General features: G+C 64.2%; 28 protein-coding genes. 16 read left to right on the top strand and 12 right to left on the bottom strand.

Annotation, left to right across the window (positions count from 1 at the left end; all coding sequences use genetic code 11):
- A partial coding sequence (locus IH615_RS14010) for an L-threonylcarbamoyladenylate synthase (protein WP_291362552.1) occupies nt 1–847 on the bottom strand: 847 nt, incomplete at its 3' end.
- Nucleotides 848–939: 92 nt separating this feature from the next.
- Here IH615_RS14010 and IH615_RS14005 point away from each other — a divergent pair.
- The 5 genes from IH615_RS14005 to IH615_RS13985 all read left to right on the top strand — a co-directional run bounded on the left by IH615_RS14005 (nt 940) and on the right by IH615_RS13985 (nt 4,014).
- Nucleotides 940–1,887, top strand: coding sequence for a histone deacetylase family protein (locus IH615_RS14005; protein WP_291362550.1), 948 nt, complete (start codon nt 940–942; stop codon nt 1,885–1,887).
- A gap of 11 nt (nt 1,888–1,898) precedes the next feature.
- Nucleotides 1,899–2,141: an exodeoxyribonuclease VII small subunit gene (locus IH615_RS14000; RefSeq protein WP_291362549.1), complete on the top strand. Its 243-nt coding sequence runs from the start codon at nt 1,899–1,901 to the stop codon at nt 2,139–2,141.
- A 129-nt stretch (nt 2,142–2,270) separates the two neighbouring features.
- Complete coding sequence (locus tag IH615_RS13995; RefSeq protein ID WP_291362547.1) at nt 2,271–2,876, top strand: SCO family protein; 606 nt, start codon at nt 2,271–2,273, stop codon at nt 2,874–2,876.
- Nucleotides 2,873–3,613: a TlyA family RNA methyltransferase gene (locus IH615_RS13990; RefSeq protein WP_291362545.1), complete on the top strand. Its 741-nt coding sequence runs from the start codon at nt 2,873–2,875 to the stop codon at nt 3,611–3,613. The genes IH615_RS13995 and IH615_RS13990 overlap by 4 nt, the downstream gene beginning before the upstream one ends.
- 95 nt (nt 3,614–3,708) lie before the next feature.
- Entirely contained in the window at nt 3,709–4,014 is a 306-nt protein-coding gene (locus IH615_RS13985; RefSeq protein WP_291362544.1) for an alkylphosphonate utilization protein, read from the top strand.
- A gap of 33 nt (nt 4,015–4,047) precedes the next feature.
- On the opposite strand, the gene aroC is transcribed toward IH615_RS13985, so the two are convergent.
- Genes aroC through IH615_RS13970 form a run of 3 tightly spaced genes read right to left on the bottom strand, consistent with a single transcriptional unit; the run spans nt 4,048 to nt 6,699 of the window.
- Entirely contained in the window at nt 4,048–5,163 is a 1,116-nt protein-coding gene (gene aroC / locus IH615_RS13980; protein ID WP_291362543.1) for a chorismate synthase, read from the bottom strand.
- Nucleotides 5,164–5,215: 52 nt separating this feature from the next.
- On the bottom strand, nt 5,216–5,833 hold the full coding sequence (locus IH615_RS13975; protein ID WP_291362541.1) for a histidine phosphatase family protein: 618 nt from the start codon (nt 5,831–5,833) through the stop codon (nt 5,216–5,218).
- A 56-nt stretch (nt 5,834–5,889) separates the two neighbouring features.
- Nucleotides 5,890–6,699 carry an SDR family oxidoreductase gene (locus IH615_RS13970; RefSeq protein ID WP_291362539.1) on the bottom strand — a complete coding sequence of 270 codons (810 nt, stop codon included), beginning with the start codon at nt 6,697–6,699 and terminating at the stop codon, nt 5,890–5,892.
- A gap of 104 nt (nt 6,700–6,803) precedes the next feature.
- On the opposite strand from IH615_RS13970, the gene IH615_RS13965 reads away from it, so the two are divergent.
- Nucleotides 6,804–8,222 (top strand): FAD-binding oxidoreductase, encoded by a 1,419-nt coding sequence (locus IH615_RS13965; RefSeq protein WP_291362537.1) that lies wholly within the window; start codon nt 6,804–6,806, stop codon nt 8,220–8,222.
- Between the two features lie 81 nt (nt 8,223–8,303).
- A complete protein-coding gene (locus IH615_RS13960; RefSeq protein ID WP_291362535.1) occupies nt 8,304–8,861 on the top strand; it encodes a hemerythrin domain-containing protein in 558 nt (185 codons plus the stop codon).
- Between the two features lie 17 nt (nt 8,862–8,878).
- On the opposite strand, the gene IH615_RS13955 is transcribed toward IH615_RS13960, so the two are convergent.
- Complete coding sequence (locus tag IH615_RS13955) at nt 8,879–9,607, bottom strand: SOS response-associated peptidase (RefSeq protein ID WP_291362533.1); 729 nt, start codon at nt 9,605–9,607, stop codon at nt 8,879–8,881.
- Nucleotides 9,608–9,780: 173 nt separating this feature from the next.
- On the opposite strand from IH615_RS13955, the gene IH615_RS13950 reads away from it, so the two are divergent.
- The 4 genes from IH615_RS13950 (at nt 9,781) to IH615_RS13935 (ending at nt 11,572) form a co-directional block, all read left to right on the top strand.
- Entirely contained in the window at nt 9,781–10,182 is a 402-nt protein-coding gene (locus tag IH615_RS13950; protein WP_291362531.1) for an NUDIX domain-containing protein, read from the top strand.
- A 32-nt stretch (nt 10,183–10,214) separates the two neighbouring features.
- Nucleotides 10,215–10,580: a TIGR02301 family protein gene (locus IH615_RS13945; protein WP_291362529.1), complete on the top strand. Its 366-nt coding sequence runs from the start codon at nt 10,215–10,217 to the stop codon at nt 10,578–10,580.
- Between the two features lie 119 nt (nt 10,581–10,699).
- On the top strand, nt 10,700–10,960 hold the full coding sequence (locus IH615_RS13940; protein WP_291362527.1) for a hypothetical protein: 261 nt from the start codon (nt 10,700–10,702) through the stop codon (nt 10,958–10,960).
- A 54-nt stretch (nt 10,961–11,014) separates the two neighbouring features.
- Nucleotides 11,015–11,572, top strand: coding sequence for a hypothetical protein (locus IH615_RS13935; RefSeq protein ID WP_291362526.1), 558 nt, complete (start codon nt 11,015–11,017; stop codon nt 11,570–11,572).
- 147 nt (nt 11,573–11,719) lie between these two features.
- Here IH615_RS13935 and IH615_RS13930 read toward each other — a convergent pair whose 3' ends face one another.
- Together IH615_RS13930 and IH615_RS13925 are read right to left on the bottom strand one after the other, a co-directional pair.
- Entirely contained in the window at nt 11,720–14,092 is a 2,373-nt protein-coding gene (locus IH615_RS13930) for a hypothetical protein (RefSeq protein ID WP_291362525.1), read from the bottom strand.
- 254 nt (nt 14,093–14,346) lie between these two features.
- Complete coding sequence (locus tag IH615_RS13925; RefSeq protein WP_291362523.1) at nt 14,347–15,666, bottom strand: dihydroorotase; 1,320 nt, start codon at nt 15,664–15,666, stop codon at nt 14,347–14,349.
- 68 nt (nt 15,667–15,734) lie between these two features.
- Here IH615_RS13925 and IH615_RS13920 point away from each other — a divergent pair, with 68 nt between their 5' ends.
- The 3 genes from IH615_RS13920 to IH615_RS13910 all read left to right on the top strand — a co-directional run bounded on the left by IH615_RS13920 (nt 15,735) and on the right by IH615_RS13910 (nt 17,892).
- Entirely contained in the window at nt 15,735–16,568 is an 834-nt protein-coding gene (locus IH615_RS13920; RefSeq protein WP_291362522.1) for a folate-binding protein, read from the top strand.
- 83 nt (nt 16,569–16,651) lie between these two features.
- On the top strand, nt 16,652–17,254 hold the full coding sequence (locus IH615_RS13915; RefSeq protein WP_291362554.1) for an HD family hydrolase: 603 nt from the start codon (nt 16,652–16,654) through the stop codon (nt 17,252–17,254).
- A 128-nt stretch (nt 17,255–17,382) separates the two neighbouring features.
- The gene (locus IH615_RS13910; protein WP_291362521.1) at nt 17,383–17,892 is read left to right on the top strand and encodes a hypothetical protein; all 510 of its coding nucleotides are present in this window, start codon (nt 17,383–17,385) and stop codon (nt 17,890–17,892) included.
- On the opposite strand, the gene IH615_RS13905 is transcribed toward IH615_RS13910, so the two are convergent.
- From IH615_RS13905 to IH615_RS13895, 3 genes are all read right to left on the bottom strand, one after another.
- On the bottom strand, nt 17,893–18,933 hold the full coding sequence (locus IH615_RS13905) for a cell wall hydrolase (RefSeq protein ID WP_291362520.1): 1,041 nt from the start codon (nt 18,931–18,933) through the stop codon (nt 17,893–17,895).
- 254 nt (nt 18,934–19,187) lie between these two features.
- Nucleotides 19,188–19,745 (bottom strand): hypothetical protein, encoded by a 558-nt coding sequence (locus IH615_RS13900; protein WP_291362518.1) that lies wholly within the window; start codon nt 19,743–19,745, stop codon nt 19,188–19,190.
- Nucleotides 19,746–19,819: 74 nt separating this feature from the next.
- A complete protein-coding gene (locus IH615_RS13895; protein ID WP_291362517.1) occupies nt 19,820–22,102 on the bottom strand; it encodes a putative PEP-binding protein in 2,283 nt (760 codons plus the stop codon).
- A 179-nt stretch (nt 22,103–22,281) separates the two neighbouring features.
- Between IH615_RS13895 and ispH the strand changes: the two genes are divergently transcribed.
- Both ispH and rnhA read left to right on the top strand, forming a co-directional pair.
- Nucleotides 22,282–23,253: a 4-hydroxy-3-methylbut-2-enyl diphosphate reductase gene (gene ispH, locus IH615_RS13890; RefSeq protein ID WP_291362516.1), complete on the top strand. Its 972-nt coding sequence runs from the start codon at nt 22,282–22,284 to the stop codon at nt 23,251–23,253.
- 69 nt (nt 23,254–23,322) lie between these two features.
- Entirely contained in the window at nt 23,323–23,796 is a 474-nt protein-coding gene (gene rnhA, locus IH615_RS13885; RefSeq protein ID WP_291362514.1) for a ribonuclease HI, read from the top strand.
- On the opposite strand, the gene IH615_RS13880 is transcribed toward rnhA, so the two are convergent.
- Nucleotides 23,793–24,773 (bottom strand): DUF808 domain-containing protein, encoded by a 981-nt coding sequence (locus IH615_RS13880; protein ID WP_291362512.1) that lies wholly within the window; start codon nt 24,771–24,773, stop codon nt 23,793–23,795. The genes rnhA and IH615_RS13880 overlap by 4 nt on opposite strands.
- An 11-nt stretch (nt 24,774–24,784) precedes the next feature.
- On the bottom strand, nt 24,785–26,809 hold the full coding sequence (gene glyS, locus IH615_RS13875; protein WP_291362509.1) for a glycine--tRNA ligase subunit beta: 2,025 nt from the start codon (nt 26,807–26,809) through the stop codon (nt 24,785–24,787).
- Between the last annotated feature and the right edge of the window lie 118 nt (nt 26,810–26,927).

Below are 26,927 nucleotides of genomic sequence, written 5' to 3'. Positions count from 1 at the left end.
CCCCCACCCCGGCCGCATCGAGTTCGTGCAGCATCGAGAACAGGTTGCGCGCCGCCTCGTGCAGGTCGCCTGATGGCGACAGGTTCCGCATCACCCCGCCAAACTGCGGCGTCGCGCCAAACGCCAGATAGGCCTCGCCGTCACGCGGCACCGCATTGAGCCGCATCTGCGCATTGGGCGCATAGTGGCTGGCCAGCATGCCCGGCGCGGCCACCGCCGCATCCTTCTCGGCAACCTCGACTGTCACGCCCAGCCGGCGCTCGATTTCCTCGCGCGCCACCGCGCCGGCGCGCAACTGCACCAGCCGATCGCCCTCGACCCGGACAATCGTCGATTCCACCCCCGCCCGGCACGGCCCGCCATCGAGCACCGGCACCTTGCCGGCAAAGCCGCGCCGCACCTGTTCCGCCGTCGTCGGGGACAGCCGCCCCGACGGATTGGCCGATGGCGCCGCCAGCGGCCTACCCACCGCTGCGATCAGCGCCAGTGCGATAGGATGGTCCGGAATACGGATCGCCACCGTGTCGAGTCCAGCCGTCGCGACATCGGCCAGTCCATTGCCGGACTTCGCCGGCAGCACCAGCGTCAGGCTCCCGGGCCAGAATGACGTCAATCTGGCGGCAAGTGGCGAGAAATCTGCCAGCATGCTTGCCATATCAAGGTCGGCGCAGTGGATGATCAGCGGATTGAAGCGCGGCCGCCCCTTGGTCTCGTAGATCGACAGCACCGCATCGGCATCGGTGGCATCGGCGCCCAGGCCATAGACGGTCTCGGTGGGAAAGGCGCAGAGCTTGCCCGCGCGCAGCAGCGCGGCGGCATCTGCCACCGATTTCGGTTCATAGGACATTGAGGGACCGTTCATAGTGATGGCGGTTGTTTGACAACCCGGCCCCCGCACGTCAAGACGAGGTGACGAATCAACCGGAGCCGTGACCGCCCGTGACCACGCTGCTCGTCAGCCAGCCGAACTTTGCCGATCACGCGACGCCGCAGGGGCATCCCGAGCGCGCCGACCGCATTCGCGCCGTCGAGGACGCGCTCAGCCGCCCGCGCTTTGACAAGCTCGTTCGCCGCAACGCGCCATCGGGCGACCTGATGCTGGCCGAATTGGTGCACGATTCCCGATATTTGGCGCATCTGCGCCAGGGCCGCCCGGCCGAAGGCATCGGCCAGCTCGATGCCGACACCTTCATCTCCGCCAATTCGCTATCCGCAGTTGCCACGGGTCTCGGCGGCGCCCTGTCTGCGCTCGATGCGGTGCTGCTGGGCGAAGTCGACAATGCCTTCTGCGCCATCCGCCCGCCCGGCCATCACGCCGAAATCGCCACGCCCATGGGCTTTTGCCTGATCAATACCGTCGCCATCGTCGCCCGCGAGGCGCAGCGCAAGTATGGCGCCGAGCGCATCGCCATCGTCGATTTCGACGTGCATCACGGCAATGGCACGCAGGATATCTTCAAGGCCGATCCCACGGTGTTTTACGCCTCCAGCCACCAGATGCCCCTCTATCCGGGCACCGGCAAGGCCACGGAAACCGGCGTCGGCAATATCAGCAACACGCCGCTGGCGCCCGAGAGCGATGGCTCGGCCATGCGCGACGCCTACCTCACCCGCATCATCCCCGCCCTCATCGATTTTTCGCCCGATCTGCTGCTGATCTCGGCGGGCTTCGACGCCCATGAGCGCGACCCGCTGGCGCAACTCAACTGGCAGTCGGGCGACTTTGGCTGGCTCACGGGAAAGTTGATGGATGCCGCCGAGCGCTGCTGCGGCAACCGCATTGTGTCGCTGCTCGAAGGTGGCTATGACCTCAAGGGCCTGGCCGGGGGTGTTTCGCACCACGTCGCCATGCTGATGGATGGCGCCACCGGGCGCCTGGAAGACTAGGATCCGCTGCCATGGCCGACAATGACGACATCAAGATATTGAGCTTCGAGGCAGCCCTCGCCCAGCTCGAGGAGATTGTCGGCAAGCTCGAATCGGGTCGCGCGCCGCTGGCCGAATCCATCGCCATCTATGAGCGCGGCGAGGCCCTCAAGGCGCATTGCGAAACGCTGCTGCGCACGGCCGAGGCCCGCATCGAGAAGATCACCCTGTCCCGCGACGGAAAGCCCACTGGCACCGAGCCGCTGGACGCATAACCTCAACGATATTGATCACTCCGTCATTGCCCGGCTTGTCCGGGCAATCCATCTTCCGGCAGACGCGCCGGGATGGATCACCCGGACAAGCCGGGTGATGACGATAGAGCGGATAGGACGCATCACACTGTGACAACCTCAAGAACTCTCCGCAATTTCCGCATCGTGCTCTGGGCGCTGGTGGCTGTCGTTGCCATCGGCGCGACCGGGCTGTTCCTGTTCCGCCCGCCGGCGCGGCCGCTTGGCGTCACCGGCCAGTCCTTCGCGCTCGCGTCGACGCAGGGCGGCACATTCACGCAGGACAGCCTCAAGGGCACGCCCAGCCTCGTCTTCTTCGGCTACACCTTCTGCCCCGATGTGTGCCCGACCACCCTCGCCGAAACCACCGCCTGGCGGGCGCAGCTCGGCCTGACGCCCGAGCAGCTCCGCATCATCTTCGTCACGGTCGATCCGGCGCGCGACACGCTTGATACCGTCAAGGGTTATATCGAGGGATTTGACCCCTCCATCATTGGCCTCGTCGGCGACGAGGCCCAGACTATGGCGGTCAAATCGGCGTTCGGCGTGGTCGGCGAGCGCGCCGAGGGCTTTGCTGCGGACGATCCATACTACCTGGTCGATCATACTGCTCTCACCTTCCTGATTGGTGCCGATGGCGCCTTTGAGGGCACCATCGCCTATGAGGAGCCAAGCGAGACTGCCCTGGCCAAGGTCAAACGTCTGGTTGAGGGATGAGCGAGCGCATTCGCCTCGATCTGGCGCTGGAGCAGCGGGGCCTCGTTCCCAGCCGGGCCCGGGCCCGTGATGCCATCCTGCGCGGCACGGTGACCATCAATGGCGTCACCGCCGACAAGCCCAACCGCATGGTCGGGCACGACGATAAGCTCGCCCTCAGCGATCCGGCCGCCAATTACGTGTCTCGCGCCGCGCTCAAGCTGGTTGCGGGTCTCGAAGCGGGCCATATCGACCCCAGCGGAAAGGTTTGCGTCGATGTCGGCGCCTCCACCGGGGGCTTCACCCAGGTGCTGATGGAGCGCGGCGCGCGCCGCATCTACGCCGTCGATGTCGGCCACGAGCAGTTGCATGAGCGCCTCAAGGGCAGCGATCGCGTCGTCAGCATGGAAGGCGTGAACGCGCGCGACCTGACGGCCGAGATGATCCCCGAACCGATCGACCTGCTGGTCTCCGATGTCAGTTTCGTATCGGTCATCAAGGTGCTGGCCGCGCCGCTGGCCCTCTGCACGCCGACCGCCGATGCCGTGATCCTGTTCAAGCCGCAATTCGAAGTCGGCCGGCGAAATGTCGGCAAGGGCGGCATCGTCACCGATCAGGCCGCTATCGACAGCGCCCTTGCCGAGGTCATTGCCTTCATGGCCGAGCATGGTTTCGTGCATCGGCAGTCCGTGACCTCGCCCATCGCAGGCGGCGACGGCAATGTCGAGACCGTACTGGTCTTCCAGCGCTCGCTGTAGTCCGGCGCGGAAACAGAGTTTGTGTTCCTCGCGTTGAGGGGCTAGCACGACGCAGACCACCCTGAGACGCCATGGGTGGCAACCCTGGACCTGATATGACCGACGGCTCTGACGACTATGTTTACGACGATGTGACCGGCGAATGGCGCCCTGCCTCGGAAGTGGCCGCCGCTGCTGAGGAAAAGGCCGTGGCCGTCGTCGATTCCGCCGGCTCGGCGCTGGCCGACGGCGATTCTGTGGTGCTGATCAAGGATCTCAAGGTCAAGGGCGCCGGACAGACCCTCAAGCAGGGCACTGTCATCAAGTCCATCCGTCTCACCGACAATCCCGAGGAAATCGACTGCCGCCACGACGCGATCAAGGGCCTGGTCCTGCGCACGGAATTCGTCCGCAAACGGTAGGTCTTCACCTCTCCCTATGGGGGAGGTGAGAAGCTAGTTCCGCTCGAATCCCACGGCGCCATCTCGCCCAGTCTGTCCGCGGTGACGTAGCGCATGGTCGGCCAGCACCAGCGCCATCATCGCCTCTCCGACCGGCACGGCGCGAATGCCCACGCAGGGGTCATGGCGCCCCTTGGTGATGATGTCGGTGTCTTCGTTCTTGGTGGTCACGGTCTGGCGCGGCGTCAGGATGGATGACGTCGGCTTCACCGCAAAGCGGCAGACCACCGGATCACCGTTGGAAATCCCGCCCAGGATGCCGCCTGCGTGGTTGTCGAGGAAATAGGGCCGCTCGGGACCGGCCCGCATCTGGTCGGCATTCTCGACGCCGGTCAGGCTGGCCGCTTCGAAACCGGCGCCGATTTCCACGCCCTTGACGGCATTGATGCTCATCATGGCCGAGGCGAGGTCGGCGCTCAGCTTGCCGTAGATCGGCGCACCCCACCCCGCCGGCACGCCCTCGGCCACCACCTCGATCACGGCACCGACCGAGTTGCCGTCCTTGCGGATGCCGTCGAGATAGTCGGCCCAGAGTTCCGCCGCTTTGGGGTCGGCGCAGAAGAACGGGTTTTCGCCGACCTGGTCCCAGTCGAAATTGGCGTAGTCGATCTTGTGCGGCCCCACCTGCACAAGGCTGGCGCGAATGGTCACACCGGCAAGCACCTGCCGTGCCACCGCGCCCGCCGCCACCCGCGCCGCAGTCTCCCGCGCGGAGGTGCGTCCGCCGCCGCGATAGTCGCGAATGCCGTATTTCTGGTCATAGGTGTAGTCGGCGTGGCCGGGCCGGAATTTGTCGCGGATTTCCGCATAATCCTTGGAGCGCTGGTCGGTATTCTCGATGACAAGCGAAATCGGGGTGCCGGTGGTGCGCGGCCCGTCGGTGCGCTCATCTTCGAACACGCCGGACAGGATTTTCACCTCGTCGGCTTCGCGCCGCTGCGTGGTGTATTTGGATTGGCCGGGCTTGCGGCGGTCGAGATCGCGCTGGATCATTTCCGGCGTCAGGCTCAACCCTGGCGGGCAGCCATCCACCACCACGCCCAGAGCCGGCCCATGGCTTTCACCCCAGGTGGTGAAGCGAAACATAGTCCCGAATGTATTGAACGACATGGCGCAGCCCCGTGGTTGGCGGCTTTCTAGGAGGCAGCGGCCACAAGGTCAATCAGCGCTCGGCGCGCAGCAGTTCCATCCGGCCGGGCGTAAAATGCATGATGGCGTCCTGGGGGGGCGCCCAGTTGATGACTTCCACGATTGGCGCATGCTCGATCAGCACCCGCAGCGTCCGGGCGATGCCGCCATGCGCCACCACCACCGACGGCCCCTTGAGCACGCTGGAAAATTCGGCCAGCCGCGCCTCGACGTCACGATAATTCTCCCCATTTTCGGGGCGATAGTCCCAATAGGATTCGTCGCGGGCGCCCGGCGCGATGGCCATGTTGGCCGGCAGCTGCTCGAACAGTTCGCCCTCGAGTACGCCGAAGGAAATTTCCATCAGCCGCACGTCATATTTGACGTCGGGCAGGTGGCTGTCGAACCCGGCGCGCACCCGGTCCATGGTTTCGCGCGTCCGCCCCAGCGGGGAGGCATGCCACTCGAAGGCCAGGGGGTCGAGCCCGCGCCCGGCAAACAGCGCCGCCAGTGTCTTGCCGTTCTGGCTGGCCTGGCCGCGGCCCTTGTCGTTGAGCGGAATGTCCTTGCGCCCCTGATAGCGGCGCTCGGCATTCCAGGGCGTTTCACCATGCCGGATGAAGTAGATTTCCGGCCAGACCAGGGCTGTCATGATATTCCCGCGCCGCTGAGCCGGCGCGTCCTACGCGGCAGGGTGGCAGCGAGCGACTATTCGCTCGCCTCGGGCGTGTCATTGTCGAGCAGTTTCATGCCGACAATGTTGAAGCCCGCATCAACGTAATGGATTTCGCCGGTGACGCCACCCGCAAGATCGGAAAGCAGGTATGTCGCAGCGCCGCCCACATCGTCGATCGAGACATTCTTGCGCATGGCCGAATTGGCTTCCTGCCAGTGCAGCATGTCGCGCAGGCCGGAAATGCCCGATGCGGCCAGGGTCTTGATGGCGCCGGCCGAAATGGCGTTGACGCGGATGCCGGCCTTGCCGAGATCGACCGCCAGGTAGCGCACCGATGCCTCGAGCGCAGCCTTGGCCACGCCCATGACATTGTAGTTGGGCACGTATTTCACGGCGCCATAATAGGTCAGCGTCAGCAGCGCACCGCCCGGCTTCATCAGCGCTTCGGCGCGCTTGGCAACGGCGGTGAACGAATAGACCGAGATATTCATGGTCAGCGCGAAATTGTCGGCAGAGGTGTCGAGATACCGCCCTTCCAGCTCGTCTTTGTTGGAAAAGCCGATGGCATGCACCACGAAGTCCAGCTGGCCCCACTTGTCCTTGATCTGGCGGAACGTTTCGTCCATCGCCGCGTCGTTGGTCACGTCGCATTCGACCAGGAAATCCGAGCCGACTTCGGCGGCAAGCGGCTCGACGCGGCGCTTGAGCGCCTCGCCCTGATACGAGAACGCCATTTCGGCGCCCTGGGCATGGAGCTGCTTGGCAATGCCCCAGGCGATCGAGCGGTTGTTGGCGAGGCCCATGATCAAGCCACGCTTGCCTGCCATCAATCCAGTGGCCATTGTTAAAAATCCCTTGCTGGAGTCGTTGCGCCGGTTGTGGCACATGGCGGCCCATAGGGGCAAGTTCGCCTGCCCGCAATAGCCCGCCAAAGTCCGGTTTTCCCATGACCCTTTCCGCTGCCGACGCCGTTGCCCAGCTCACCGCGCTGCTTGGCGCCAATGCCGTGATCGGCGAGCCCGGGCGGATGGGCCCTTACCTCAACGAGCCGCGCAAGCGGTTCCACCAACAGGCGGCCGCCATCGCGCTGCCGGCAACGGTCGAACAGGTGCAGGCCATCATGCGCTGGGCAACGGAAACCGGCACCGGCATCATCGCGCAGGGCGGCAATACCGGCCTGGTCGGCGCGCAGGTGCCGCTGCGGGGGGACGAGGTCATCGTGAGCCTGGGCAAGCTCGACCGCATCCGCTCCGTCGATGTCGCCGCCGGCACCATGACGGCGGAGGCCGGCGTGATCCTGGAAAACGCCCACAAAACCGCCGAGGCCGAGGGGACGATTTTTCCCTTATGGCTGGCTTCGCAGGGCTCCGCCCGCATCGGGGGCGTGCTGTCGTCCAATGCCGGTGGCGTCAACGTCCTCGCCTATGGCAATGCCCGTGAACTCACCATGGGCGTCGAGGCCGTGCTGGCCGATGGACGGCTGCTGTCCGGGCTCAATTCCCTCAAGAAGGACAATACCGGCTACGACCTCAAGGACCTGCTGGTGGGGGCCGAGGGCACGCTGGGCATCATCACGGCCGCCACGCTCAAGATCTTCCCCAAGCCCGAGGATTACGAAACCACACTGGTCAACATTGCCGGGCCGGAAGCGGCACTCACCCTGTTCCAGCTGCTGCGCGAACGCGTCGGCAGCCGCCTCAATGCCTTCGAAATCGTGCCCAGCATCGGCCTCGACATGCAGCTCCGCCATGGCATGCTCGACCGCGACCCGAGCGCCGGCCCCTCCCCCTGGTATGCGCTGATCGAGGTTTCGCGCATGAAGGGCGGCGCGCCCGGCGCCCTCATGGCCGCCATCGAGGCCGCCTTTACCGAGGGCATCATCGACAATGCCGTCTTCGCCGAATCCCTGGCCGACCGCACCCGCATGTGGGCGTTCCGCGAGCAAATGAGCGAGGTGCAGTCCAAGGACGGGGCCTCGATCAAGCATGACATTTCGGTGCCGATTGCCGCCGTCCCGCAACTGATCGCCGAGGGCAGTGCCGCGGCCGAGCGCCTGGTGCCCGGCATCCGCCCGGTGCCCTTCGGGCATATGGGCGACGGCAATATCCACTTCAATTTCAGCCAGCCCGAGGGTGTCGACCCCAAGGCCTTCATGGCCGCGTCAGACGAGAAGCTGCATGAGGCGATCTACGAAATCGTCCTCCGCCTCGGCGGCTCGGTTTCAGCCGAGCACGGGATAGGCCAGCTCAAGGTCGACCTGCTGCGCCAGGTCAAGGACCCGGTGGCGCTGGACATGATGCGGGCCATCAAGACCGCGCTGGACCCCAAGGGCATACTCAATCCGGGGAAGATGCTGCCCGAGTAGGCGGGCGGTTACGTCCACCTCACCGTGTCACCAATTTGTGCCGTCTTGTGCCTGACGCCAGCGCGGTCCATCTAGAGACCCATGCTGCTCAACATCACATTCCTCGATGACGCTACCCGCCCGCCAGTGCCCAAGCTCGAAGGGCTGACCGACGAACAACGGGCGGCAGGCCACCATCTGCGCATGGTCCACGATCACCTGCGCGACAACATGGTCACGCTCGGCAAGCTCATCGAGCGGGCCAATGCCGGCACGGTGACGCGCGCCGAGATTGCCGCCGAGACCGGTGATCTGGCCATGGTCGCCAATTACCGCCGTTTCGGCAATCTGTGCGGCCAGTATTGCCAGGTGGTCAACACGCACCATTCGATCGAAGACGCGCACATATTTCCGGCGCTGGCGATGCAAAGCCCGGCCTTCAGGGCCATCGCCGACCGGCTGACGGCAGAGCATGTCGTGGTGCATGAGCTGCTCGAGCGGCTGGTCGACGCGCTCAACGCCCTGGCGGCCGAGCCCAGCCCGGCGCGGTTCGATGAGGCCAGGACCATCTACCACGCGCTCGAACGCGTGCTGCTCTCCCACCTGGGCTGGGAGGAAGACGCCATGGGCGACGCGCTGGGCTACTTCGGGCTGTTCTAGGAAGTAGAAACCAATCCTCAGAACAGACTCATCTGCCCGCCACCGGCAACCTTCTTTGGCTTCGGCTCGGGACGGGTCATCTCGGCCCGCTCGATCAGCCCCGGATCGTCGTCGCGGGCCGAATTCACCCGCGTCGACACGGGATGGAATTTCAGTGCCCCGTCGGGCAGTGGCAGCGCCAGTTGCCCGGCCTCACGTGCCCGCACCTCGCGAACATTGAGCCATTGGTCGATCGCTTCGCCCTCGAGGACGGCCGGCATGCGGTCATGGATTTCCGACAGCTGCGCATTGGACGGCACGGTGATGGTCGCGACGCTATCGATCTCTTCGCCGTTGGGACCCATCCAGCTGGCATAGAGCCCGGCCAGCGCCATCGGCCGGTCATCCGCCATGGTGATGTAATAGGGCTGCTTGGACTTGTCGGGGTTGGTGTGCCACTCATAATAGCCGCTCGCCGGAATGATGCAGCGGCCATGCTTGAGCGCGTCGCGGAAGGCGGGCTTTTCGGCCATGGTTTCCACCCGCGCATTAACCAGTAGCGGGAATTCGCGCGGGTCCTTGACCCAGCCCGGCACCAGACCCCAGCGGGCGAAATGCGCCTCGCGCCGGCCATGCGCCTCCCAGATGGCGGCTATCGGCTGCGTCGGCGCGATATTGTAGCGCGGCACGATGTCGACAGTCTTGAGGAGCTTGAACAGCTCTTCCATCATCTCGGGCGGGAGCGTCGAGGCGTAGCGGCCACACATGTTCGCGTCCCTTTCGTTGCACAGGGTCATTCCCGCGAAGGCGGGAACCTCTGTTTGCCGGCGCCCGAGAGGGAACGGAGATTTCCCGCCTTCGCGGGAATGACTCAGCGGCACACTCGGCCAATTCGCGCTACAGATATTCCGACCGCGCCCGAATCGCAAATGAGCCCCAAGTGACCGACGAAGTTCCAAACGCCGCCAGCGTCGCCATCGTGCGCGAGGGCAAGGTGCTGCTGATCAAGCGCGCCTTTGCGCCCTATCAGCATCTGTGGACCCTGCCCGGCGGGCGGCTCGAGGCGGGCGAGAGCATCGAGCAATGCGCCATGCGCGAGATTGCCGAGGAGGTCGGCTTGGTCATCCGCAACCCGCGCCCGGTCATGGTGCAGCCGCTTGGCCGCGACGGCACCTTCCTGCTGGCCGTGTTTGCCACCCGTGATTTCTCCGGCCAGATCAGGGCCTCCGACGAAATCGCCGACCACAAATGGATGGACCCCGCGGCCCTGCCCGCGCTGCGCACCACCAGCCGCCTCGATGACGTGCTTGCGAGAGCCTTCGCAGTCCTCGCCCAAAGCTGATAGAGAGGGGCATTAAGCTGCGGACCGCCACTGTGAAACTTCGCCTCGCCGCCATCGCCCTGCTGCTCGCCATCGGCACCGCCCCCGCCCTGGCGATCGATCCGCCCTATCAGCGGCAGATGGAGCGGCTGGCCGAGATCATGGGCAGCCTCTATTTCCTGCAGCCGCTCTGCAGTGCCACCCCCGAGGACTGGCGGGCCCAGATGGCCGAGCTCATCGCTCTGGACGAGCCCGACGAAGACCGCCGCCAGCGCCTGGCTGGAGCCTTCAATGTCGGCTACACCGCCTATTCGCGCTTCCATCGGGCTTGCACGCCGGCTGCGCGCGCGGCGATGACGCGGCTGCTGGTCGAGGCCGAACGGACCGCCCGGGAGATCCATACGCGTTTTGCCGAATAGGCCGGGCGCCGGCGCCCGCTTGTTACAATCGACTACCGCCCGTTAACCTTCGGGTTACTTCCTGCGGGCCTGCGTGGCCCGACCGTGTTACCCCCAAGACCATGACCACGAGCAAAACCATGTTTGCGCCCGCCTCCGGGCATGGCGTCTTCGACCGCGATGGTGGCGAGCGCCAGCTGGCGCTCGAATATCTCGCCGAAGCCTGGAATGTCGCCGAGGACGATGGCGTGCAGACCGGCTCGCTGGCCCATGCCTCGCTGTTCGCGGCCCTGGCGACCTTCGTCAAGATGCATGGCGACGAAGCCACCGCCGATCTCATCGCGCTCCTGCCCGACCGCATCCGCTCGGGCGAATACAATCTCGACCGCATCCTGCAGTAGCTTGCAGAAAATCGCCTTATGGGCATGATCGCTCCTGTCTCGGGAGGATCATCCATGCGCCTGCTTGCTGCCGCCTTGCTTGCCCTCATGCTCATCGTGCCCAGCCTGGCGCAGGACGAGGCAACCGAGGAATATGACTGGCCCGAATATACGGTCAGCAACGACCTGACGGCCCTGCCCGAAGCGGTGCGCAAGACGCGGGACGCCCTGATCGCGGCGGCGCTCACGGGTGACATCGAGGCGCTGCGCCCGATCGTCAAGGCCCAGCAGAACCCGCCCACCGTGAGCTATGGCGGGCCGGATGATGCGGTGGATTATCTCAAGACCTATTCGGCGGACGGCCAGGGCATCGAGAGCCTGGCCATCATGCTCGAGCTGCTCAATGCGCCCTATGCGGTCTTCGACAGCGCGAGCGACAATCCAAGCTATGTCTGGCCCTACCTGGCCGTGGTGGAAGACCTGTCGGCGCTGACGCCCACGGAAAAGCTCGATGCCTACCGCATCCTGACCCACGAGCAGTTCCAGGAACTGGTGGACCTGGAAGCCTGGTATTATTGGCGGCTCTATATCGGCAAGGACGGCGAGTGGCAGGCGTTTGTCGCGGGGGATTGAGGCGAGAGCACAGGGGTCCGAAAGCGACCCATTTTGGTCGTTCATTCCCCCGTGCAAGTTGCAAAGAGCTGCCGTCCAACCGCTTTCACCCGAGACGGCCCTCCGAGTCCACGACATCATCGAGCTGCCGAAAGACGACTGACGCCTTTACGCCTTGAGGATGCCTTTCGCATAGATCTCCGGCTCGATCTTCTCGGACAGAGCACGATAGGACGAGTCGATGTGACTCGGGCGAGCAGAAACCGCTATGCCTTGGCCGACCAACGCCTCCAGCGTGTTGCGGATCTGGTACCAGCCGACGTCCGCCCTGTTGAGCTTGAACTCGTCGCGGATGCTCTTCGCGATCTGCTTCTTCTCGACGGCTATGAAGTACGCCGACCACACCTTTCGCCCATCGGCCAGAACCTTCTTGGCTTCCTTTGATAGCTTTAGGGTCGCGAGATGGCTGGACATGAAGTTAGATTCGAAGCGGCTTGGCGCCCCCACCTCGTCCTCGGTGTAAGGGATAAAATGGTTCACTAGTGACCAGCTCTTTCCCTGCCACATGAGGCCATCGGCGCCGGCAGAGAGGTTCCTGTTGTTGAAGAGCATCCAGACCAGGCAATCGTTCGCCATTTCTTCGGGGATGTCCTGGGAAGGGATAAGGAACTGGTCGCGATCGTTAAGCCAGGTCTGGCGGATGATGCGTCTGACGGTGAACACGACAGCAGACTGCCACAGGTTTTCCTTGGTCACCAGGAAGCCCCCGGCGCTGGCGTAACCGGAGGAAAAGAGAACGGTGACGTCCGCGTTCTGGAGATCGGATCCCTTGCTGATCATACCGCCAATGGCACCATCAGCCCACTTGGTGCCCCGGACATCGCCGGTGCGTGTGGTCGGCTCTAGCGCATTCGTGAGGGGCAAAGCCGGTGTCGAGTTCGGCTTGGCGCGCTTGATCCAGGCATTGAGCAACCTGTTTTTGGGTACGTCGTAGAAGCGTTTGGCCCCGATCGGCTTGGCATACTTGTTGAGCACCTCCGCCTCGATCTCGAATGGCTCCTTGCGCTTCTTGGCTGTGTCCCACACCAGAAAACCAATGGGGAACTCGCCCTTCAGCCCGTCGAAAGCACGGCTGGGGACAACGAACCCGCCGAGATATCGGGCATTCCACTCGTCGCGGAAGTCGTCGAAGTTCGGCGCGTTGACGTACTTGAGCTTCGAGAACATGGCTACGATTGCATTGGGGAGCTCGGCCTGGATGCGCAGCAGGAACTGGATGAACAGCTCCCGGCGCGCGAACCCAACGTCACCGCCCAAAGCACGACCTACCACCGTGGTCGCCACCCCTGTGCCGGCATTCATGGCCTCAGCATAGGGAGGGTTGATTAGGACGACGATCTTCTCCTTGGCAGCGATGGCGTCCCGGAGCTCCTGCGGAAGCTTGTCCGTGAGGCTGTAGTCGATCTTGCCGTCTTCGGTGACGTCGTCGTTGAGGTAATCGTACTGGAACCGGTGAGCGGCCACGCAGGTCTTGGTGGCCTTCATGACGTCGACGTCGGATTGGTCGAGAGTCGACATGAACAGGTTGCGGTGGTTGGAGTGCTTGACCTCGAGGTTCCCCACCCCGCAGCACATGTCCCAGACCTTGTACTTCTTTTGCCAGTTCTTCCCCAGCACGAAGGCCAGGTGGTCATAGGCTTTGTCGACGACATGCAGCGGGGTGTAGAACGCCCCCTTGAAGACACGCTCCACAACCGGGATCAGGCTGTCTCTGCGCTCGAGGATCTCGTTCCGATAGTCCTTCTTGGGAGGCCGGTGGTAAATCGACCAGAAGCGCCGGTAGCCTTCCACGTTGCGTAGGGCATGCAGCTTGCCGTGAAGGTCGAACACCGGATCACCGTCCCTGAAGAGCAGCTTGGCGGTCAGATCCTTGTGCGTCGAAACGGTGCCGTCGTTCATGATGTCGGCGAAGAAGAGAAGGTTGTAGCTGTCCTCTTCGATATCCTCGATCTCCTGGCCGATCATCTCCACCCACTTGTCGAACACCTGCTTGAGGTTGTCCGGGGTGATCTGAGTCCGGATAATGGCGCCGGACGCGACTGCGTCCTTTACGGTCGTGACGAACTCTGCGGCATCGTTCTCGATATTGAAGGCAACGAAGTGGGTGCCGATGTGTATCGAGATCGCGTCCACGGCCTCCTTTGGCACCGCTGAGGCAGACTTGCCCCACTTGATGGTCTTCTTAGCCAAGAACGGGATGACGTGGCTGCTCTGCATCAGGGCAGCCTTCTCCGTGTCGATCACGCACAGCAGCGCCGGAACATGCTCGCCCTTGTTCAGCGCCACCTGTACGTAGTGAAGCAACTGAGTGAACATCTCATAGAAAGTCCAAGAATCGTTGGCCTTCGCCTCAAACCAAACCTCTTTGGTCTGGATATCGATGATGTTCTTGGAGTAGCTCTTCAGCCCGAGAGCTTTGATGTAGGCGTCCTTGACGTCTTCTTCGCTCTTGGACTTCTGCAGATCGGCGTAAAGCCCCACGTTCAATACCTTCCGATGTACGCAAGTTATCCCTCAGTAAGGGATGCACAGTATTTCCATTAACAGCAACGATTCTGACAAAATAGCATTGGTCAGTCTGCCGCAACCGGCCCAAGCGGCACGTATTTGTTCCTATCCGCCTTCTGGAGCTTGTTCTAGCGGACAGTCCGCTACCGGCCCCAAGGTTGCCTTCCCCATGGCTGGCTCAAAAGCAGACGTTCAGCTTTCCACCCCCAAAGCTGCCCTTGTTCGCTTTAGAGCGCCTCCAGGAACCGCATCGGCTGTCCCACCGACGGCGTCACCAGTTCGCCCTGCCACATGACGGTGTTGCCGCGCACGATCGTGCCTACCGGCCATCCGGTCACCGCTACGCCGTCATAGGGGGTCCAGCCGGCGCGGCTTTTCACCCAGTCATTGGTGATGGTTTCGCGGCGTTTCAGATCGACGATGGTGAAGTCGGCGTCGTAGCCCACCGCGATGCGGCCCTTGTTGGCGATGCCGAACAGGCGGTTAGGTCCGGCGCTGGTCATGTCGACGAAGCGCTGCAGGCTGAGTTTGCCGGCATTGACGTGGTCCAGCATGATGGGGACCAGCGTCTGCACGCCGGTCATGCCGGAGTGGCTCTGGGGATAGGGATGGTCCTTTTCCTCGCGCGTGTGCGGCGCATGGTCAGAACCCAGGATGTCGGCGACGCCGTTGGCCACACCCCTCCAGATGCCCTCGCGATGGGCCTTGTCGCGCACCGGCGGGTTCATCTGGGCGTAGGTGCCAAGGCGGGTATAGGCCGTCTCATCCAGGGTCAGGTGGTGTGGCGTCACCTCGACGCTGGCCACATCCTTGTGGTCTGCCAGATAGATGATCTCCTCTGCCGTCGAGATGTGCAGCACATGGATGCGCTTGCCGGTCTTGCGGGCGAGGCCGACCAGGCGCTTGGTGCAGTTGAGGGCCACTTCGGGCGAGCGCCAGACCGGGTGGCTCGATGGATCGCCCGGCACGCGCAGATGCTTGCGCTCTTCGAGCATGTATTCGTCTTCGGAATGGAAGGCGGCACGCCGCGAGATTGCCTGCAGTATTCTCTCGACACCGTCGTCATCTGCTACCAGCAGCGAACCGGTGGATGAGCCCATGAAGACTTTCACCCCGGCGCAGCCCGGCAGCTTTTCCAGTTGGGCCAGTTCGCGGACATTCTCGTGGGTGCCGCCGATGTAGAAGGCGAAGTCGCAATGCATGCGGTTGGTGCCGGCCGCGACCTTGGCCTCGAAGGTTTCGCGCGTGGTGGTCAGCGGATTGGTATTGGGCATTTCGAAGACGCCCGTGACCCCGCCCATGACCGCCGACAGCGACCCCGTTTCGAGATCCTCCTTGTGCGTCAGGCCAGGTTCGCGGAAATGCACCTGGGTATCGATGACACCGGGCAGGATATGCAGCCCCTTGCAGTCGACGACTTCGGCTGCGTCGCTGCCGACATCGCCCAGCGCCACAATCCGCCCGCCGCGCACGGCGATATCGGACAACCCTTCGCCGTCCTGGTTGACCACGGTCGCGTTCTTGAAAATGGTGTCGTACTGCGCCATGTCTTGGTCCCACCCTGCCTCGATACTAGGCGGGTTTAACGGACGCGCTGTCCGAGAGGCAAGTCAGCATGACGATCTATCTGCGCGCCGACCGCGCCGTGTTCCGCTTTTCCGGTCCCGATGCGCATAAGCTGCTCAACGATGTGGTGACGGGGCATATTCCGGCCGGCGACAGCGACATTGCCGCATGGTGGGCCCTGCTCTCGCCGCAAGGCAAGATTCTGACCGAGGGATTAGCGGGCTGGGCACAGGATGCGCTCTGGTTGGATGTGCACCAATCGGTCGCCGACGATTTCTTCAGACGCATGAAGATGTATCGCCTGCGGGCCCAGGTCGTGATTGACGACCTGCGCGAGACCCATCGCGTGGGGTTTGCCACCGAGGCGCAGGCCGGCACGATCAGCCATGCCGACCGGCTGGGCCCTGCCCGCCTGGGCTGGCGCGTCATTGCGCCCGTCGAGACAATTGGGGGTTGGGTAGCCGACGATGCTGCCTATCGCGCTGCCCGCATCGCCGCGGGCATGGCCGAACAGGGAGCCGACTTCCCCGCCAATGACGCCTTCGCCCATGATATCGGGCTCGACATTCTCGACGGCATCGACTTTGCCAAGGGCTGCTATGTCGGGCAGGAAGTCGTCAGCCGCATGAAGCATCGCGGCACGGCACGCCGCCGCCCGGTCATCGTCTCGGGCATTGATGCACCGGCTGGCACATCCGTTATCGCGGGGGGGCGCGAGGCGGGTACAATCGGCCAGGTCGTCGATGGCCGCGCCGTCGCCATCCTGCGGCTCGACCGCATCACCGATCCAGCCGCGGTGACGGTGGACAGCAAGCCGGTGACGGTGGCGCTGCCGGACTGGGCGCCCTATGCGTTTGGGGAGACGGTGCCGGAGGAGGAGTAGCTCTCACTTCAGGTGCGGAAGTTCTCCGAATCGGGCCCCGATGCTACGGTCGATGCCAACAGTCTGTTAGCATCTGGGGCATGATGGCACGGAACAGCGCACGGGCCTGGCAACGCATGTTGTCGGGCCGCCGGCTTGATATTCTTGATCCATCGCCGATGGATGTCGAACTTTCCGACATCGCCCACGGCCTGGCCCGCGTCGCCCGCTGGAACGGCCAGACCGAGGGGGATTACCCGTTTTCGGTGGCGCAGCATTCGGTGCTGGTGCTCGAACTGTTCCGCGCCCACAATCCCGGTTGCGACCTGGTCTCGCAGGCCCAGGCGCTGCTGCACGACGCCCCCGAATATGTGATGGGCGACATCATCTCCCCGTTCAAGGCGGCGATGGGCGGCAACTACAAGGATGTCGAAAACCGCCTGCTTTCGGCGATCTATCTGCGTTTCTCCCTGCCCGCTTCGATGCCGGCCTCCCTGGCCAAGCAGGTCAAGAAGGCCGATCGCGAAGCCGCCTTTTTCGAAGCCATCCACCTGGCCGGTTTCGAGGATGCCGAGGCCCGCAAATTCTTCGGCGAACCGAGCCTCCCAGCCTTTGACGTCGAGGCCTTCGACAGGCTGATCCGCCCCTGGCCGACGCGTGAAGCGCATGACCGCTTCATTGCCGCCTTCGAGGCGATTTCGGTCTAGCTGCCAAGGCTTTTGGGGGCTGTGGAGATTAACCCTAACCAAGGATGAACTTTGCGCTGGCCGGGCCGGTATGGTTTCTAAACCGTTAAGACAGCGTTGCTATTCGCTTCATTCCGGGACGGAACGCCATGAACCTGCCAGATCGTCACCTGTTGCTTGGCATGACCCTGGGCGCCATCTGCGCCACCGCTCTGGCGGCCATAGGTCCCGGCATGGTTTTCGAGGCCCTGGCCGATGAGTTCGCCCCCGGCGGCGTCGACGCGGCAAGCCTGGTCAAGTTCGAGGACCGCGACTATGTCGTGGGCTACGAGGACTGGGTTGCCACCGATCCGCTGTCGACCGTTCGCGTCAAGAAAGTGGAAGCTGGCAAGGTGAGCTACGTCACCATCACCACCACGGCGACCGGCACCTATTCCACCGACGCGATGTTCTCGCCCCATGTTCAGTATCCGGGGATCAGCGTCGAGGAAGACCCCAGCGACACCCATAACCGGTTCTCCTACTGGAGCGGCGGCAAGTGGTTCAGCTTCGGCACGATCTACGGCAACTCGTTCTTCAACTACCGCGACGGCAATGTGGGGATTTCCCGCCGAGGCGACATCACCTGCGTCTCGGGCAATGGCTACCGCATCTGCTGATCAGCCGAACAGCCAGCCGCTCCTGAACTTGTAGAAGACATGCAGCCCGATCTGGGTGAGCTTGGTCATGCGCGGCGCCCAAGCCGGACGCACATAGGTCGCATGGTAGTGCGTCGCGTTGGCAACCTCGGTCAGATAGAGTTCGCCATTGGTGAACCGCTTGGCGATATCCTCGGCCTGCGCCCAGGACTGGCGGTCGTTGATGGTTTCGGGGATGCCGTCGCAGGCAAACGAGAACTGGCAGGAATTGCGCCGGCTCTGGTTCTGGAACACCACGCCGCAGATGGTATCGGGATAGCGGTAATCCTTGACGCGGTTGAGCACGACCTGGGCCACCGCCACCTGGCCACGATAGCTTTCGCCACGCGCTTCGAAATAGATCGCCGTGGCCAGGCACCAGAGTTCCTTGTCGGAGACCTGCATGGCCGTGCCGGATGAGAAGCCGCCGGTAACGGGAGCCGTGGCGCGGGCATAGGCCAGTTGCTCGGAGGGCAGGACTGGCATGGGCGTGGCTGAGGTCGGCGCTATGCCGGCAATGGCATCGAGCGCTGCCGCGGTGGACGGGTCGATCGCGGCAATGGACATGCGCGGGCCTATCTCAACATCGCCGGTAGCCTCGATGGCGACATCGGCGAGCCGCGACTGGCCCAGATCTGTAGGGTCGGCGGGGCCGGCGCGCAGGGCGGCAAGGCGGATGCGGACTTCCTCGAAACTGCGCGAGACGGCGAGCACGTCGACGGGCGGGCGCAGGCGATCGGTCTTGGCGGCCCGGTTGGGGCCGGTGAAGCTTGATGTTTCGAACAGGTGGTCGACCGAACCGGTGATGACGGGATCGACGCCGGAATAGGAAATGCTGGCGGCGACGAGTTCGACCTCGGCGGGGAGCGCGTTGGCAAGGTCGGAAGCAGGGCCAAAGGCGCCGTTGGTGAGCCCGACATAGCCGAGGCCACAAAAAATCCCGACGACCAGAAACCTGGTGAAGGGATGTCGGCGGACCGCTCTGACCGGGCGCGACTGCACCGGCCGGTGGGATAAAGCCATCAAACGCTACTCAACGCTACGCAACAAAACTACTGATCGGCGAAAGTGACGCTAAAATGCCGATGATCGTGATGATGTCTGATTAGGGTTAGCGCGGGGTAAACAGGCATTTGGGCGAGGCAATGGGTTAACCATGGCAAGCGCCGGGCAGAAATGTGGACGGCGGATTTGTCGCAGGGGGCGGAGTTACGCGGATGCCCTCACCTCCCTCCTCCCCAGGAGGAGGCGAAGGAACCGAAACATCTGGCCTTGGATCAGACCCCGCAGGCCTGGCGCACTGGGGCCACCCGATCGGCGAAATCGTCGACGCGGTAGCGCACGGTGAGGGACCGCGAACTGACCGGCGTCACCCGCACGGTGAGGTTGGTTGCGCCCTCGACGCTCTGGATAAAGGTCAGGGCGTCACGGCTATTGTCGAGCAGGATGGCGGTATTGTCGTCATTGACGGGCAGGGTGCGGCTGCGGGCCGCCTGCAGGTCGAATTGCCAGGTAATGCCGGCATCGTTGCCGAGTGCCGACATGGTATTTCCGGCAAAGGCGAATGCCACATTCAGCACCCCCGCGTCACACGATACCGTGATGGTCGCCGGCTGGCGTCCATTGGGACGTGCGGGGATGAGCTGTTCGGACTCAAAGACGACGCCCTCGGCAGGCGCCACATCAGCGGGGGCGGCAAAAGCCGCATCGAAGCAGGCCAACCGCTCGGCATCACCTGGTATCGTGGTGCATTGCGCGCCAGTGGGCTGGGCCATGACGGCAGGGGCGGATACACTTAGCAGCGGCAACAGTGCCAGAACCGGCAATAGTCTCACGTCGGTATCGTCCCCTCCCGTTACGCCGGCCAACCAGCGCAGTCCCCAACATATAGGGATCAAGGCCCGCCTATTTAAGCAGAAGCCTGCGCCAGCGTCAGCCGGGCCACCGGGACACGATAGGGCGAGCAGCTGACATAGTCGACGCCCAGGCCGGCAAAGAACTTCAGCGAGGCCGGATCACCGGCATGTTCGCCGCAGATGCCGATCTTGAGCTTGGGATTGGCCGCCTTGCCGCGCTGGATGGCAATGGAGATCAGTTCACCCACGCCCTTTTCATCGATGGTGACGAAGGGATCGCGCTCGTAGATGCCTTTGCGCTGGTAGGCGGCAAGAAACGTGGGGGCATCGTCGCGGGAAATGCCGAAGGTGGTCTGGGTGAGGTCGTTGGTGCCGAAGGAGAAGAAATCGACCATCTGCGCGATGTCGCCGGCGCGCAGGCAGGCGCGCGGCAGCTCGATCATGGTGCCGAAGGCAAAGCGGACGCGGTCGGTGCGCAAGAGGCCCGAATTGGCCGCGATGGCATTGACCCGGTCGCGCACCCAGGCCACCTCGGTTGCCGTGGAGACGAAGGGCACCATGACCTCGACGGAAACCGGCTCGTTCTGCGTTTCGCTGGCTGCGCGGGCGCCGGCCATCAAGGCCTGCATCTGCATCTGCAGCATTTCGGGGTAAGTGATGGCCAGGCGGACGCCGCGATGGCCCAGCATGGGGTTCACCTCGGCAATGCGCTCCAGATTGATGCGCAGCGCGCGCACCGCCAGGCCCAGCGACGCGGCTGTTTCCTCGATCTCCTCGTCGCTGCGCGGCAGGAATTCGTGCAGCGGTGGATCGAACAGGCGCACGGTGACCGGCAGCCCATGCATGGTCGAAAACAGCGCCGAATAGTCCCCGGTCTGGTAGTCGACCAGACCATTGATGGCACGGCTGCGATCGTTTTCGTCCTCGCTAAGGATGACGCGGCGCAAGGCCACCATGCGCTCGGGCGAGAAGAACATATGCTCGCTGCGCGCCAGCCCAATGCCCTCGGCGCCGAAGCTCAGCGCCGTCTTGGCCGATTCGACCGTCTCGACATTGGTGCGCACGGCTATGGTGCGGCTGGCATCGGACCAGCCGAGCAGCGTGCCGATGGCCCCGCCGATATGAGGCTGGGCCAGCGAGAGCTGGCCGGCGTAGACATGGCCGTCGCTGCCATCGATGGTGAGGCGGTCGCCGGTGCGGAACTCGCGATCGCCTATGCGGCAGACCATTTCCACGGCATCGACCGAGAGCGTGCGGACGCCGGCAACGCAGGGCTTGCCGGTAATGCGGGCGATGACGCCGGCATGGCTCGACATGCCACCACGCGCCGTCAGAATGCCGGTGGCGGCCTTCATGCCCTCGATATCGGCCGGGCCGGTTTCGGTGACGACCAGGATACAGTGCTTGCCGCGCGCGCGCATGCGCGCCGCATCCTCGGGGTTGAAGACCACGATGCCGCTGGCCGCGCCGGGCGAGACGCCAAGCCCGATGGCGATGGGCGCCGTGCCCTCGGTGGAGCGCAGCCGCGGATGCAGCAATTGCGCGAGCCGGTTGGGATCGACCCTGCTCACCGCATTCTGCGCCGACCAGACCTTGCGGTTGACACGATCGACCGCCGCCTCGAGTTCAGCGGCGACGGAAACCTGCGACGGGCGGGCGGAGAGGAACACCACCTGGCCGCGCGTGATCGCCACCGTGCAGCACATGTGCCGGCCGGCCTTGGCGTCGACCAGCGCCACCAGCGCGGCCACAGATTCCGGCAGGCGCGGCAGCGGCGCGCCCTGGACCGGCGCGGGTCCCATGGCTCCCGTTGATGCGTCGCGGGTCAGGAACTGCTCGATCTCGCCCGCGGCGGTGGCCTGCACCAGCACGATCTGCTTACCGCGATCCTCATCAGAGCGCCCAGTCCAGCCCGGTCCAAAGCCATAACTGTCGAACGCCGCCTTGATGGCCTTGGCCAGCGGCCGCGTCGGATCGACCGAGTCCTCGGGCTTGGCGGGCGCGGCAATGCCCGTCTTGGCAGGCGCCAGGCCGCCATTGTGGCTGGCCGCGGATGTGCGGACCACCAGCATCGGCGGCTGCGCATCCTTGGCCACCAGCTTGAACAGGCAGGCCACCCAATGGGTGCGCAGCTTGGACTCCCGGCGGGTGCGCTCGCCCTGCAATGCCTCCCAGGCCGCACGGGTCAAGGCGATGGTCGGCGCGGTCGGGAAGCCGGCTTCGGCGACACGGAAAATCCAGCGCGCCTTGCCGCTGAGCAGCTTGAGCTGGCTGGCCGACAGGTTCGCCTTCCCCGTGGCCGGGGCAATCGCGAACATTTCCTGGGCCAAGCTCACCGTTAAGTCCTTGCCATAATCCTGGAGCAAAACTGCTCCAGGGCTCCCGCGTTGTCGCGCTTACGAACCGGAAAAGTCTGCAACTTTTCTCGGCTGCGCTCCGGGCTGCATATTGCCTATGAGCCCATGCGACCGCAACAAGACTTGACTTGCCTGACCGCCGAAAGCATCTGACTGATATGGAAAAGCGGCCACAACTAGACATTCTGCTCTGCGCCCCCCGCGGTTTTTGCGCCGGGGTCGATCGGGCGATCCAGATCGTTGAACTCGCGCTCGAGAAATATGGCGCGCCGGTCTATGTGCGCCATGCCATCGTGCACAACAAATATGTGGTCGATGGGCTGCGCGACAAAGGCGCGGTGTTCGTCGAGGAACTGAGCGAGATCCCCGATACGGATGCTCCGGTGGTGTTTTCGGCGCATGGCGTACCGAAATCGGTGCCTGATGATGCGAAGAGCCGCAACATGTTCTTTCTCGATGCCACCTGCCCGCTGGTGAGCAAGGTGCATGTGGAGGCGCAGCGGCATTTTGCCGAGGGCCACGAAATCGTGCTGATCGGACACAAGGGGCATCCCGAGGTGGTCGGCACGATGGGGCAATTGCCCGAGGGGGCGATTACGCTGGTCGAGACGGTTGATGACGCCATGGTATTCGAGCCGCGGGATCCGCAGACGCTCGCCTTCGTGACGCAGACGACGCTGTCGGTCGACGACACGCGGGAGATCGTGGCGGCGCTCAAGCAGCGGTTCCCAGCTATCAACGGCCCGCACAAGGAAGATATCTGCTACGCCACGACCAACCGCCAGGAGGCCATCAAGGCCGTGGCGCCCGAGGTGGACGCCATGATCGTGGTGGGCTCGCCCAATTCCTCCAATTCGCTGCGGCTGGTGGAAGTGGCCGAACGTGCCGGCTGCAAGGTCTCGATGCTGGTCGACAGGGCCTCCGAGATCGACTGGAGCCGCCTCGCGGGCATTCGCACCCTGGGCGTCTCGGCTGGGGCCTCGGCGCCGGAAAAGCTGGTGGACGAGGTGATCGAGGCCTTTGCCCAGCGCTACGACATCAAGGTCGAGGCCCGCGTCACCGCCAAGGAGAACATCGCCTTCAACATTCCGCGTGAACTGCGCGCCATCGAAGCCGCCGTTATCCGATGATCGACTTATCCCCGGGCCTCAGCACCGCCGATAGACTGGCGTCGACCCAAATTGCGCCAAGAGCATGCCATGACTGACACCGTCATCATCCATACCGACGGCGCCTGTTCGGGCAATCCCGGCCCTGGCGGCTGGGGCGCCATTCTCGAATATGGCGGGCATACCAAGGAGTTGAAGGGTGGCGAGGGGCTGACCACCAACAACAAGATGGAGCTGACGGCGGCGATCGAGGCGCTCAATGCCCTCAAGCGCCCCTGCATTGTCGAGCTCCATACCGACAGCCAATATGTCAAGAATGGCGTGCAGAGCTGGATGCATGGCTGGAAGAAGAATGGCTGGAAGACCGCCGACAAGAAGCCGGTGAAGAATCTCGAGCTCTGGCAGGCGCTGGACGAGGCCACCAAGCGCCACACGATTGTATGGAAGTGGGTCAAGGGCCATGCCGGGCATGAACTGAACGAGCGCGCCGACCAGCTCGCCAACGAAGGCATGGCGCCGTTCAAGCCCAAGCGCCGCGACGAGCGCCTGATGCCGCCGGTTTAGGCCCGCCGGGGCAGCAGCCGCTTGATTGCCTTCCAGGCGGGGGCGATCAGATAGCCCACGACCGGGATCATCAGGGCGCCCAGGGCCAGGCCGAAGATGAAATCGACCAGCGCGGTGGCGAACCAGCCAACCACCCCGGCAATGGCGGGCAGCGCGGCCTCGGCCCAGTGGGCGGCAGCCTCGACAATGTGCTCGGGGCCGGCAAAGCCAAATTCGTAGAGGCCGTGCACGATGATGCTGCCGCCGACCCAGGTCATGGCGGCGGTGCCGACGAGACTCAGCACGTTCATGAACACAGGCATGCCCACAACCAGGCCCCGGCCCGCAGCGCGACCGGCGCCGGTGCGGGCGTTTCGTGCGAGCCAGAGCCCCAGATCGTCGCCTTTGACGATCAGCGCCACGGTGCCATAGACGGCGACCGTGATGCCGATGCCGGCGACGGCGAGAATCGCGGCACGGGTCCAGAAGCTGTCGACATCGATGGCCGCCAGGATGATGGTCATGATTTCGGCCGAGAGGATGAAGTCGGTCTGGATGGCGCCCGCGATCTTCTGATCCTCGAGGCTCGGGGCGTCGATGGCCAGCGGCTCCAGCGAGGCTTCATGTACCTCGGCATCGTGGGGATCGAGCAGGTGGAACACCTTTTCGGCGCCCTCGTAGCAGAGATAGGCGCCGCCGATCATCAGCAGCGGCGTGATCACCCAGGGCGCGAAGAGGCTCAGCAGCAAAGCCGCCGGCAGCAGGAACAGCAGCTTGTTCTTGATCGAGCCCCAAGCAATCTTGCCGACAATGGGCAGTTCACGGTCGGCGGTGAAGCCATGCACGTAATTGGGCGTGACAGCGGCGTCGTCGATCACGGCGCCGGCCGCCTTGACGCCCGCCTTGGCCGCCTGGCCCGCCACGTCATCCAGCGACGCCGCGGCGACCTTGACCAGGCCAGCGACGTCATCAAGCAGGGCAAGCAGACCGACGCTCATGGCGGACTCTCCTAGCCGGCGACCTTGGAGAAGTCGGCTACCAGATGCATGGTGTCGCGCAGGCGGGCCAACAGGTTGAGGCGATTGGCCCGCACGTCGGGGTTCGCGTCATTGACCAGAACGGCAGTAAAGAAGGCATCGACCGGCGCGCGCAGCGAGGCCAGTTCGGCCATGGCGCCCTTGTAGTCGTCCTGGGCCACGTGGTTGGTCACCGCGGCATGGACGGCGTCCACAGCGAAGGCCAGCGCCGTCTCTTCGGGCAGCACCAGCGCGTCCTGCGACACTGTTCCGGCATAGGTCCTGCCGTCCTTCTTTTCCTCGGCGGCAAGAATGTTGGCGCCGCGCTTGTAGCCGGCCAACAGGTTCTGGCCGTCGGCCGACGACAGCAGCGCCGACAGCGCCTCGGCGCGGTGGGTGATCTGCAGGATGTCGTTGCTGTCGGCGGAGATGACTGCATCGACGAGATCGTGGCGGGCACCGGCATCGCGCAGGGAGACCTTGAGGCGGTCGTGGAAGAAGTCCAGCAAGTCAGCCTCGACCTTGAGCGGGAATCGCAGGCCATTTTCCGAAATGATCCGGATCACGCCCAGTGCCGCGCGGCGCAAGGCGAACGGGTCGCGCGAGCCGGTCGGTTTCTCGTCTATGGCCCAGAAGCCGGTGAGCAGGTCGAGCTTGTCGGCCAGGGCCACTGCGATGGAGACCGGCTCGGTCGGCACCTTGTCGGTGGGGCCGAGCGGCTTGTAGTGCATTTCGACTGATGTCGCGATGTCTGATGGCTCGCCCTGGGCGGTGGCGTAGTAGCGGCCCATCAGGCCCTGCAATTCGGGGAATTCGCCCACCATGCCGGTAGTGAGGTCGGCCTTGGCCAGCATGGCGGCGCGCTTGGCGCGCTCGGGGTCGGCGCCGACCAGGGGGGCGATCTCGCCCGCCAGCTTGACCAGCCGCTCGACGCGGGCGAACTGGCTGCCCAGCTTGGCATGGAACACGGTTTCTTCGAGCTTGGGCAGACCGTGTTCGAGCGGCAGCGCCAGATCGCCATTGTAGAAGAACATCGCGTCGCTGAGGCGGGCACGGATGACGCGCTCGTTGCCCGCGGTGATGACCGCACCGCCGTCGCTGGCCACGGTATTGGCGGTGATGATGAAATTGGGTGCCAGTTTCCCCGACGCGTCGCGCAGGCAGAAGCACTTCTGGTTGGCGCGGATGGTGGCGATGATGACTTCCTCGGGCAGTTCGAGGAAGGCGGGATCGAACGCGCCCATCATCACCACCGGCCATTCCACCAAGCCCGCGACCTCTTCGAGCAGGCCTTCGTCGGCGATGACCGTCAGGCCCTGGGCAAAGGCCAGGTGTTCGGCATCGGCGCGGATGATGTCCTTGCGGCGGTCGATATCGAGCACGACCTTGGCCCGCTCCAGTGCCGCGACGTAGTCATCGAAGCGCCGAACGCGGATGGGCTCGGGCGCCAGAAAGCGGTGGCCGAAGGTGGTCTGGCCCGAGGTGATGGTGTTGGAGTCAAAGGGGATGACCACCGGCTCTTCGTTTTCGGCGCCGAAGGTGGCGGTGATGGCGCGAAGCGGGCGCACCCAGTTGAACGTGCCCCTGCCCCAGCGCATCGACTTGGCCCAGGGAAAATCGGTCAGGATCTTGGGCAGGATGGCGGAGAGCAGGTCTATCGCCCCCGCGCCCGGCTTATTGATATGGGCGACGTAGAAATCACCCTTCTTGGGGTCGCTCTCGACTTTGGCCTGGTCGATCGAGGTCAATCCGGCCGAGCGCAGGAAGCCATCGATGGCAGGCTGGGGCGCGCCGACCTTGGGGCCCTTCTTTTCCTCGCGGGTGTCGGGCGAGCGGGCTGGCAGGCCGGTCACGGTCAGCGCCAGGCGGCGCGGCGTCACGAATGCCTTGGCGCCCTCATAGACCAGACCTGCATCGACCAGCGCATTGGTCACGGCCTTCTTGAGGTCATCGGCGGCGCGGCGCTGGAAGCGGGCCGGGATTTCCTCGGAAAAGAGTTCGAGCAGCAGTTCGGGCATGTGGCACACCGGGCGTTACAAGTGCCGGTTTGTTAGCTTGGGGACGGCTGGTTGTCCACGAGGAAGCGCGGTTTGGCGCTGCAGGCTCCCCTCCCTCTTTGAGGGGAGGGTTTAGGGT

Origin of the sequence: Devosia sp. (genome assembly GCF_014860165.1) — a bacterium.
Lineage (GTDB): Bacteria > Pseudomonadota > Alphaproteobacteria > Rhizobiales > Devosiaceae > Devosia.
This window is presented reverse-complemented; position numbering and strand designations above follow the sequence as displayed.